Source organism: Deltaproteobacteria bacterium (assembly GCA_016874775.1).
Lineage (GTDB): Bacteria > Desulfobacterota > Binatia > Bin18 > Bin18 > VGTJ01.
In genome coordinates this window covers 1-10,659 of sequence record VGTJ01000193.1, presented here as the reverse complement: position 1 = coordinate 10,659, position 10,659 = coordinate 1, and the positions used below count along the sequence as shown (strand labels likewise).

10 protein-coding genes are annotated in these 10,659 nt (G+C 52.4%); 3 read left to right on the top strand and 7 right to left on the bottom strand.

Features of this window, described 5'->3' with window-relative positions:
* Positions 1-12: 12 nt before the first annotated feature.
* The 4 genes from FJ147_24155 to FJ147_24140 form a co-directional block, all read right to left on the bottom strand.
* On the bottom strand, positions 13-1,347 hold the full coding sequence (locus FJ147_24155) for a tetratricopeptide repeat protein (protein ID MBM4258981.1): 1,335 nt from the start codon (positions 1,345-1,347) through the stop codon (positions 13-15).
* 152 nt (positions 1,348-1,499) lie between these two features.
* Complete coding sequence (locus FJ147_24150) at positions 1,500-2,597, bottom strand: amidohydrolase (GenBank protein MBM4258980.1); 1,098 nt, start codon at positions 2,595-2,597, stop codon at positions 1,500-1,502.
* Positions 2,598-3,363: 766 nt separating this feature from the next.
* Positions 3,364-4,545 carry an aminotransferase class V-fold PLP-dependent enzyme gene (locus tag FJ147_24145; protein ID MBM4258979.1) on the bottom strand — a complete coding sequence of 394 codons (1,182 nt, stop codon included), beginning with the start codon at positions 4,543-4,545 and terminating at the stop codon, positions 3,364-3,366.
* Positions 4,546-4,637: 92 nt separating this feature from the next.
* On the bottom strand, positions 4,638-5,483 hold the full coding sequence (locus FJ147_24140) for a tryptophan 2,3-dioxygenase (GenBank protein ID MBM4258978.1): 846 nt from the start codon (positions 5,481-5,483) through the stop codon (positions 4,638-4,640).
* A gap of 171 nt (positions 5,484-5,654) precedes the next feature.
* On the opposite strand from FJ147_24140, the gene hydA reads away from it, so the two are divergent.
* Positions 5,655-7,022: a dihydropyrimidinase gene (gene hydA / locus FJ147_24135; GenBank protein ID MBM4258977.1), complete on the top strand. Its 1,368-nt coding sequence runs from the start codon at positions 5,655-5,657 to the stop codon at positions 7,020-7,022.
* A 149-nt stretch (positions 7,023-7,171) separates the two neighbouring features.
* Here the strand turns inward: hydA and FJ147_24130 are convergent, their stop codons facing one another.
* A complete protein-coding gene (locus tag FJ147_24130; GenBank protein MBM4258976.1) occupies positions 7,172-7,636 on the bottom strand; it encodes a nuclear transport factor 2 family protein in 465 nt (154 codons plus the stop codon).
* A gap of 184 nt (positions 7,637-7,820) precedes the next feature.
* Here FJ147_24130 and larA point away from each other — a divergent pair, with 184 nt between their 5' ends.
* Complete coding sequence (gene larA, locus FJ147_24125; GenBank protein MBM4258975.1) at positions 7,821-9,095, top strand: nickel-dependent lactate racemase; 1,275 nt, start codon at positions 7,821-7,823, stop codon at positions 9,093-9,095.
* A 223-nt stretch (positions 9,096-9,318) separates the two neighbouring features.
* Complete coding sequence (locus FJ147_24120) at positions 9,319-9,648, top strand: transposase (protein ID MBM4258974.1); 330 nt, start codon at positions 9,319-9,321, stop codon at positions 9,646-9,648.
* A 94-nt stretch (positions 9,649-9,742) separates the two neighbouring features.
* Here FJ147_24120 and FJ147_24115 read toward each other — a convergent pair whose 3' ends face one another.
* Positions 9,743-10,087, bottom strand: coding sequence for a hypothetical protein (locus tag FJ147_24115; protein ID MBM4258973.1), 345 nt, complete (start codon positions 10,085-10,087; stop codon positions 9,743-9,745).
* Positions 10,088-10,200: 113 nt separating this feature from the next.
* A complete protein-coding gene (locus FJ147_24110) occupies positions 10,201-10,512 on the bottom strand; it encodes a hypothetical protein (protein ID MBM4258972.1) in 312 nt (103 codons plus the stop codon).
* Positions 10,513-10,659 lie beyond the last annotated feature (147 nt).

Here is a 10,659-nt window from a genome sequence, read left to right as displayed (position 1 = left end):
CCTATGTCGCTCTTAGCTCCATCGCTGCTCGCTCACAAGACCTTCTTTGCTTGCTCCCGCGGAACAAATCGGGTGTCGCTCTTTCCTCCTTCCTGCCTCTCGTGTTTCCTCTTCGTTCATCAGGCCACAGCCAACCTCGCTGTAGGCAAGCGCCAGAGTGAGACGCGGAGTTAACGCGTTTGGATTCCGGGTGACCGCCCGCCGTAACGTTTCCACCGCGAGATCGGCTTGCCCGATCAAATAGTAAGCACGCCCAAGAATTGCTGCATAGGTTGCGGAAGACGAAGGGTCCAGCGCTCTGGCCTGTCCCACCAAGTCGATAGCGCGGCGTGGTTGTCCGGTAAACGTGAGCACGTCTGCCAAGGTCGCGTAACAATCCGCGCACGTTGGATCCAGTGCCACAGCAGTTTTGCTTGCCGTCAGCGCGTGCTCATAGCGGCGTTGTAAGAGGTACACATACGCTTGCAAGATATACGCGTGAGCGAAGGTGTTGTTCGCTGCCAATCCCTTTTGCGCGAACGCCCAGGCTTTATCTAAACTGTGTGGATCGTACGTCCACAACGAACTCCATTCGGTCAGATAGGTCCACCCGACTCCCACATACGCTGCAGCATACTGCGGATCTCTGGCAATGGCTTGCTTGAACAGCCGACGCGCCTGCGTATTGGTTTCGGGTATGAAGCGTTCATAGTAATCCCATGCTCGTATGCCATATGAAGAGGCATCCGGATTGTTGCGCGAAAGCCTCCATTCACGATGGTGAGTTCTTTCGCTCCTGTGTTCACTGATCCTTCGGTCAATCGTAGCGAAGCGGTTTTGTTTCGCTGACACTGGCGAAGAAAGGGAAACGACCCTCATCATCGTGATCGTTCCCAGAATGAGAAATAATCCGAAAAGCCCGGCCACAGCACTTCTGCCATAAGCCAATTGCCTTCCCCAGGTGAAAAATTTGAGCTCAGGAAACCGGAACATCCTTGATAAGAAGGCGAAACCTACAGATTCTGGAAGTGTCTTAATGATATCTTGGGCTTGCTGTTCATGTTTGCTGATGGGAGCAACGAAACGATACCCACGCCCGTGTTGCGTTTTGATTACCTGCTGCTTTTCACCGTCATCAGCGACAGCTTTCCGCGCTTTCGCGATACACTGTGTCAGGACAGCCTCACCAACCACCACATCCGGCCATAGTGCTTCGATGAGTTCTTCTCTGGAGACAAAATGATCGTGGTGCTTCACCAAGTAGAGCAATAATTCGAACACCTTGGGTTCGAGTTTGCACGCAACACCACAACGCCGCAACTCGTAGCGTTGCTCATCGAGCGCACAATCATGAAAGGCGTAGATCATAGGACTACCCCCTACTAAGACGGGGTTGGGGGTTAGGGGTTTAGGATTGGTAAAAAAGGAAAGGGATTGAGGGCTAATAAAAAGTGTGACAGGAGCCAGGGGCTGGAGGAGGGGTGCTAACCCCCAACCCCCAGTCCCTAACCCCTAGTGACTTACATGCTGTAGAGTTCAGCTGCATTGCCACCAACGACCTTGGCAACGATGTCACTCGGTGCGCCAGTGAAATGCTCGTGGATATACTCCTTCGAGCGTGGCCACGGCGAATCGGTGTGTGGATAGTCAGACGACCACATGATCTTGCTGGTATCCAGGGTTCGGAGGTTATCGATCCAGGTATCCTCGAACTGGAAGGTCGCCCACACGTTGCTCTTCACGTATTCGCTCGGCATCTTAGTCAGTTGCACGTTCTCGAAATGGCGGAGACGATCATAGCCATGATCAAGGCGATACATGAAATGCGGCAACCAGGAGACGTCGTTTTCAGCCGAAACGATCTTCAGTTTCGGGAAGCGCTCAAACACGCCACCAAATACCATGTCAGCCAGAGTGATTTGGATTTCGTGCGGTAGGCTCATGTACGAATGGAGAATCTTGCTGAAGTCGATGCCATGCCCCTTCCGTGAAGTGAGAATATGCAACGACAACGGAAAGTTGAGGTCCTGTGCCGCAGCAAAGAACGGATCGTACTCACGGCTGCTATACGGACGATTTTCCGGCGGTGCACCCCAAATCAGCGCGCCACGGAGACCTTTCTTAGCAATCCGTTTCAGCTCGGCCACACCAGCCGGAATGTCTTCCAGGGTGATCGCACCGAGACCGATCAGCCGTTTCGGATCATAGGTCACATACTCTGCAGCCCAATCATTGAAGGCTGTAAACGCTGACGCGCGTAGTTCCGCATCTTGCAGACCAAACAGCAACATGCCCATTGAGGTGTACATAGCCTCGGCGGTCACGCCATCACGATCCTGCTCTTTCAAGCGTTCGGCTGGGTCCCACACGCTCTTCGGGGCAACTTCAAAGCCCTTCTTCGTGTGTTGCGGGAGTTCTTCTGCGCTCTTCCCTGAGCCAAAGAAGCCTGCGACTGGCACCGGGGTAATATTCTCGCACACAAAGAATTCCCCTTCTTTGCCATCGAGATTCTTGACCGTGTGTGGAGCGCGATCCTTGAATTTTTTATCCATGCGCGCAGCCCACATATCGGGTGGTTCAACGAAGTGAGAATCGCCAGAGATGATACGATATTCCATACAGTGACCCTCCTTAAACGTAGCTACTAGATAAGATTACTCGTAAGCCAAAAGCAGGGTCGTTGTCAACCCATCACGCGCCGCTGGGGAGACGAGGAAAAGTCTAGGGCGATTTCTTGGAAAAAATATCCCGCAGTCTCTGGGGGCGGGCACAGCCCGCCTTACGTGGCTTTGCCGGTTCTGGGTAGGGCAGGCTGTGCCAGTCACAACTTAAGGAAAAATCGCTGTGTTTTTAGGTGCTCCGTTGCGAGTATGGGTTCCTTCTCCCTCAGGGAGAAGGTCAGGATGAGGGAGTCGAGAAGCCAAAAGCCCTGAGTTTTCATCCCCTCACCCTAGCCCTCTCCCTGAGGGAGAGGGAATTACTGCACTGCCAACAGCTTAAGTTGTGACTGGTGGGCAGGCTGTGCCTGCCACTATCGGCAGAACATCGACATCTCAGGGATCCCCTTTTTTGGAAATCACCCTAGGAGTCGAAGAGTCTGGGAGTCAAGAGAAAGAAAGCAGCAAGAGGTACGCCGGTTTCTTCGTCAGTGAACCTCCTCCTCTTCTCTGGTTCTCAATTTCGTTCTTAGGCTTCCCTATTTTTAGACGCCTAAATCAGACCTGAGAACATTCGTACATTTTACACTCCAGACTCCACATCGTGTCATTCTGAGTGCAACGAAGAATCTCTCCGAGAGACCCTTCGTTGCACTCAGGGTGACAGCGCGAGTGTACCAATCTTTCATGGTCCGATTTAGACGCCTAGACTCCGTCCTCGACTCATTTAGAATCGCGCCCCACCCGTATGCTTCTCGTAGGCTTTGGTATCGAGAATCTTGCGTATTTCACTTATAGTGATTTCCAATTCCTCGTCTTTGGTGTAGAAGTGTGGGGCAATGCGGATACCTGCACCAGGACGGAAGTCGACGAGAATGTCACGGCGCGACAGCTCTTGTACAACTGCGGCAGCCTGAGGAACATCCACAACGACAGTGCCGCCACGCTTTTGTGGGTCTCGTGGCGAATTGACTTTCCAGTCTTGAGCATCAGCAAGTTCAATGAGTCGTGCAGTTTGGCGTAGGGATTTCGTCCGAATTCTCTCTACACCGATTTCATTGATAATCTCGTAGCCACTTTCGGCAGCATACAAAGCAGGAATCGCCGGAGAGCCATGCAGAAAACGATGAATATCATCGGCATACGTCATGTCTGGCTCGAACGCGAATGGCGCACGGTGCGCCATCCAGCCGGTTACCTGAGGCTCAAGTTTGTTGCGGAGTTTCGGGTGAACATATAAGTAGCCAGCTCCCGGCCCACCGCACAGCCATTTCACTGATCCGCCAGTGACAAAGTCGACATCCAGTTCTTTGACATTGAAGGGCACTGTGCCTGCGGACTGGTAGGTATCAAGCACGACATAGGCGCCAACTGCGTGTGCTTTGTTAATAATAGCTTTGGCGTCTTGAATATACGCACTTTTGAATAACACATGCGAGATGGGCACGAGTAGCGTTTCTTCATCAATTGCTGCCAACATCTTCTCGGTATCGATGGTGATACCATCTGCACTCTGGACCTCGACAACCGGTGCACCAGCGGCTTTGGCATGCGTCTGATACACGTACATCACCGAGGGAAAGTTCATCGCTTCGTACACGATCTTGTTGCGTTGCTGCCGTAAATCGAAGCACGAGAGAATCAGCGACTGACACACCGATACGTTCTGGTGCATTGCAACTGACCCCGGATCAGCACCAATAATCCGAGCGATTTTATCACCGGTGGTGACCGGCATTTCCCACCAGCCCTCTGCCCAGGCACGAATCCCGCGCGTCGCCCACATATCGGCATATTCATGCAGCCGATCGTATACGCGGCGCGGCATCGCACCCAACGAATGGCTAATCATATAGACCGTGCGTTCGAGAATGGGAAATTCTTTGCGATAGGCAAGTAAGTCGTCCATGTCACTCTCCTCCGGAGCAATGAAAAATTAAAAATGAAGAATGAAAGACAAAAAGGCCTTCTGTTTCTTCCCCATTTTACATTTTGCATTTTTCATTCTTCATTGATTAATGTTCGCGCTTCCCACAATTCCGGAAAAAAACGCTTATCCAACGTTCCACGCAAATACGAGGCGCCACTACTGCCGCCAGTGCCCATGCGTGCGCCAATCGTTCGTTCGACCATCTGAATGTGCCGTAGACGCCACGACACCAGGAGTTCGTCGAATTCCGTCAATCGTTCACACACATCGATCCAATCGCGGTGTCCACGTTCATCACGGTACAACGCAGCAATTCCTGATGCACGTGCGTGCGAGCATTCTTCTTCTGTCGCTTCGGCTGCACACGGTTGAACCGTGCCAAGCGCAGTCAAAGCAGCGAAGAAGACATCCCGCAACGACGGTTCACGTAGCCGTCGTTCAAGCGCGGCATGCATCTCTGGCGTAGGCTCATGGAGGCGCAGAAGCTTCTCATCCTTGAGTCCACACAGGAACTCAAGCTCACGAAACTGCTCAGATTGAAAGCCGCTGGCAGGTTTCAGCTTGTCTCGAAAGGCGAGAAAGTGTGAAGGCAGCATCGTCTCCAGAATCGTAAACTGCTGTACCAACACCCGCACGATCTCCGTACAGCGCCGTAACAGACGTGCAGCTTCGTAGACCTCATCACGCGAGCCAGGGCTTGTCGCTGCGCGCTGCAAATTGGCAACAATGGCGTCAAGCTCATGCAGTAACTGTTTGAACCACAACTCGTAGGTCTGATGCGTGATGATAAACAACAATTCATCGTGATGCGGTGGGGATGATTGAGGCTGTTGCAGGGAGATGAGTTGGGGAACGTGGAGATAGTTGCCATACGTGAGTTGAATGGAATCCAAACTTGGAGAACGTACAGTACTCATAGCCATACATTTTACCACGCAACACGCACGACGTACCACGCAACACGTACCACGCAACACGTACCACGCAACACCAGCCACGTACCACGCAACGTACAGTCCTTGCCCGACAATTTCTCCTCGACCTATAATCAGCCTCGCTTTTATAGCAGCGTACGAAGGGAGGGTCGTATGGATCTCGTCATTCGCAATGGCACGGTTGTAACACACGGTGACATCTATCAGGCCGATGTCGCCATAGACAGCGGGAAAATCAAGCAGATTGGTCAGGGGCTTGGACCAGCAGACAAGACGATTGATGCAACTGGGAAATATCTGTTCCCAGGTGGTGTAGATGTTCACACGCATGTCGATTTTGAACTACTCGGCAATCGCTCAGTCGATGACTTCTATTCCGGCACTGCTGCTGCAGCCTGTGGTGGTATAACGACTATTGTTGATTACGCTCTGCCTGAACATGGACAGTCGATCCAAGGCAGTATCGAAGCCTGGCAAAAGAAAGCCGAAGGTAAAACCATCATCGACTATGGTTTGCATCCGGTCATTCTTGAACCAACGCAAAAAATCATTGATGAAATGGCCGATGCGGCGGCTGACGGCCATACAAGTTTCAAACTGTTCATGATCGGCATGGCACGGTTCGATGAACTGGCGGCGGATTATATGAAAGTGATCGCCCGCGCTGGAAAAGTCGGTGCTGTCACCAACATTCACGCAGAAGACCAATGTCTGATCTCCTTCTTGACCCAACAACTGAATGCCGCTGGCAAATTTGGTGTGAAGTATTTCGCGGACTCACGTCCCCGTGCAGCAGAAGGTCTTGCTGTACAACGGGCAGTGACAATGGCACGCTACGCTGACGCGCCAATCTATCTTGTGCACCTTTCTTGTGAAGAAGCATTAGGCCCAATTCGCGAGGCACGATCACGTGGACAGATTATCTACGGTGAAACTCGCCCAATCTATCTGCATTTGTCACGCGAACGGTTCGATGAGCCAGATGGCGAGCGTTACCTTGGCTGGCCTCCACTCCGTGAAGCCTCACAAATGCAAGCGATGTGGGATGGTCTCCGCATGGACAATTTACAAACGGTCGCCACCGATCATTGTGGTTGGAACCTGGCACAGAAGAAGAGCGGTAAAACCGTTGACGAGTTACTACCGGGTATGTCGAACCTGGAAACGATTCTGCCCATGCTCTATTCCGAAGGCGTTGGCAAAGGCCGACTCTCGATCCACCGCTTTGTCGAAGTGATTTCTACCAATCCAGCCAAACTGTTTGGTTTATATCCGCAGAAAGGCACCATCGCAGTCGGCTCCGATGCTGACATCATTATCTTCGATCCCAAGAAAGAAGTGACGATTCGTCAGCGTGATATGCACTCACGCGCAGATTACGAGTTATACGAAGGCTTCCAGGTCACCGGCTGGCCGACCATGACTCTCTCACGTGGTGAGGTGATTGTGGAAAACGGCAAGGTGCTTGGGTCTGCAGGACGGGGACGGTTGCTACGGCGACGCAAATTTAGCCCACTCTGAGGAACTGATCGAGCAAACGGGATATCTCAAACTGAATGGGAGAAACGGGGAATCGGCGAATCGGAGGAGAAAAAAGAGGGAGGGGCGGTCACCGGTTCTCCCCGTCTCCGATTCTCCCATTCTGCTGGGAAATAAAAATCAGAAGCGACCTACTTCTTCCCTGCCCACCCTTCACTCAACGGCGTCCAAAACAGAATGTGAAACTTGCGCGAGCGGAATTTCCATTGATCTCCAACTTTCTTGTAGACGTCATCATAATAGCCTGAAGCGATCATGCTCTTGCCGTCCTGCGTCGCCCGTAGATCCAGGTAGCAATTGCCTTTCGCCCAGGTTGGGCTTTGGACCTCAAACACATGGTTGTGAATGTATGGGCGTGGGTTCAATCCGAGTCCTTCCTGATAGGCTTTGAGTAGCTCTGCGCGCCCGTTTGCTGGTGTCACTTTCCCACCCGCATCAAACTCTCCATCTTCGGTGAACAGGCTCACGATTCCTGGAACATCTTGTTTCCACACCAAGTCACAATACTTAAGCGGTAACTCACGGATCGCTTCACGGTCTTCCATCTCTTGTAAGCGTGCTTCAACACTTTTTGCCATAGCTCCTCCTTTTGCCATTTCTAGCGAGTCAGGTTTCTCAACCGGGCGGAATTATGCTGTGAGCGACTGAAGGATGTCAACCGAGCATCTCTTAGCTCTTAGCTCTTAGCTTTCCCCTCCTCCCCTTTTCTTTGTTTGCCTTGTATAAAGCTGACAGCTAATTGCTGATGGCTGACCGCTAAGAAAAGGAGTCATGTCAACCATGAAAGTCAAGCTCGCGTTCGGTCGTGAAGGCGCAGAAGTTGAAATCCCATCGCATATTCAGGCCAATATCCTGGAGCCAAAATTTGCTGCTGCCGTGCCATCTGCTGACGATGCGCTGAGTGAAGCGTTGCGCCAGCCGATAGGCTCACCGTCACTGCTTGATCTTGCTCGTGGCAAAAAGAATGCGGCAATCTCAATCTGTGACATTACCCGTCCCGCGCCGAATCGTGTTGTCTTACCGCACGTATTAGCAACCTTGGAACAGGCTGAAGTGCCACGCTCAGCCATTACCATTCTTATTGCTACAGGCTTACATCGCGCGGCAACAGAGCAAGAATTACAGACCATCGTTGGACCGGATATTCTCAGTAGCTACACCATCGTTTCGCACGATGCGCGCAATGCCGCGTCTCACAGTGACCTCGGCACGACGCGTTCTGGTACGCGAGTATTGATCGACCGACGTTTTGTCGAAAGCGACTTACATATTTCGCTCGGATTTATCGAGCCACATTTGATGCTCGGCTTTTCTGGTGGCCGCAAGCTGGTTGCACCAGGACTCGCGGGAGAGGAGACCATCAAACGTTTGCATAGTCCCTTCTTCATGCGTAACCCCAAAGTCGTCGAAGGCTCGTTTCCTGACAATCCTCTCCATCATGAGCTGTTAGAAATTGCTCAGATGGTCCGGCACGATTTTATTGTTGATGTCGCTTTAACCCACACCCGGCAGATTGCGCAAGTGTTTGCTGGTAATCCTGTTGCCGCCCATGCCAAAGGAGTTGAGTTTGTGCGCGCAACCACGCTTGCTTCGCTTGCTGAGCCAGTCGATGCGGTTATCACCACCTGTGCAGGGTATCCACTTGATCTGACGTATTATCAAGCTGTGAAAGGCGTGACCGCAGCTTCACACATCGTGAAACACGGTGGGACGATCCTCCTTGCCGCTGCTTGCCAGGAAGGACTTGGTAGTCCAGAGTTTACCAGCTTCGTCCGGCGTTTTCCTGATTCGCAAAGTTGTCTTGAGACTATGGCAAAAGAACCTGTTGTGATAGACCAATGGCAACTAGAAAAACTTGCTCTGGTTATGCAAAGAGCCCGGGTGTGGTTCTGCACGCCTGGCATTCCAGCTGAAGATCGCCGCTATTTATGGGGATCAGCATTCGAGGAACCGCAACGTGCAATAGACACACTTTGCGCAGAATTACCAAAAGACGCGACTGTTGCCGTCATCCCCGAAGGGCCGTATGTGTTTTCGCAGATTGCGAGTGCATAAACCCACCGCAGCAAACATGAAGGAGAACGAGCAAGATAGTATTCGCGCTTGTTGTCACCTTTGACTCGTCAACCGCCAGCCTACTCGCTACAGTGCTCCTGGGAGATTGTTTGGTTAATCTAGCCGCAGATTCTGTACACTAATACCGGGATGAGGCGCTCTCGCAAGTGGCCCATCTGACGCGGGCGCAACAGAGGAGTGTAAGCCCCCGGTTTCTGGCTTGGTGTCCGCCCGCTATGACCGCATTCTGGCGCAAGGCTTTGCTTTCCATGAGAGCCAACCGCCACTCGGCGCGGGCATGCCCACACACCGCGGGCGGATCCGGCGCCGCACAGGACACAGTCTGTTACTCCGTCTCCGCGATCATAAAGAGGATACTCTGCGCTTCCTCTCTGATCCCACCGTCCCATTTTCGAATAATCAAGCGGAACGCGATCTGCGCATGATGAAAGTCCGCCAGAAAATTTCCGGAGGCTTCCGCTCTGACATCGGAGCCCAGACTTTCGTCACCTTGCGCACGGTTCTCTCCCCTGCCCGCAAAGTGTTATCTTAACGTTGACGACGGTGACCGAAAGATTCAAGACGGCGGACTGGGAAAAGGCGTGGGGATTACTGGAAGTATGACAAGCGCTCTCCTGGGCGCATGATTATGCCGCTTCGCGCAGCGGGCGTGTTCCCTGTACAGCACGCCAGCGGCGTAATCCCATACGGAGATATTCAGGATCAAGCCCTAAGACGTGACAGATATTCATGAAGCTGCATAGCCAGGTGGCATCGTTTTGCATAATCCACGTTTCGGCTTCATGAAACAGGCGTTTCCCACGTCGATTGGTCGCCGTGGCATAACGCATATACGTCGCTAATCCATTCTCCAACACGGCCCAGAGAAGAGCGCACTCCGGCTGTTTATTGATACGCTCAGTCACCGCTGGAGGGGGTTCAGCAAAAGGGGCAAATTCTGGCAATTCGTGTTTCGTCATAACGTCTGTCATGTCCATCCCCGCCACCAAAGTGGAGTGCCTCGCAGATACGGCACTAGGTAAAAAGTAAAGGGTTAGACGTGACTCGACACGAAAGAATTCACCGAAAGAAGAGGGAGGTCCCTCTATCCTTCCCCGCGTAATCGTCGTTCGATGTCTTTCAACTGAGTCGCTTCTGCCAAAGCGACTACCCTATCTCCAGCCTCAAGTTTCTCATCCGCGGCTGGATTAAAGAGCATCTTCCCAGAGGTACGCTTGATGGCAACGATAATAATCCCCGGTTGTTCGGTGAGTCCCGAGGAGCGGAGCGTCCCGCCTACGCATGAAGAAACAGAAGCAACGGCCACTTCTTCCATTTGTAATTCGAGGCTTTGGGTGATTTTGAGAAAAGAAGATACCCAAAGCCGAGCGAGTGAGGTACGATAGCGGAGAGACAGATAACGTAGGGAGAGGTGGAGGGGCTAGGGTGTTCAGGAAAGATTTCACCAGTCCAAGTGCTCAACAAATTAGTGGGCAACAGATTGCCGATTTGCGCTTAGCCGCAGCGCAGATGCGCGGTGCCAAGCGCCGTGCCTTTCAGGCCG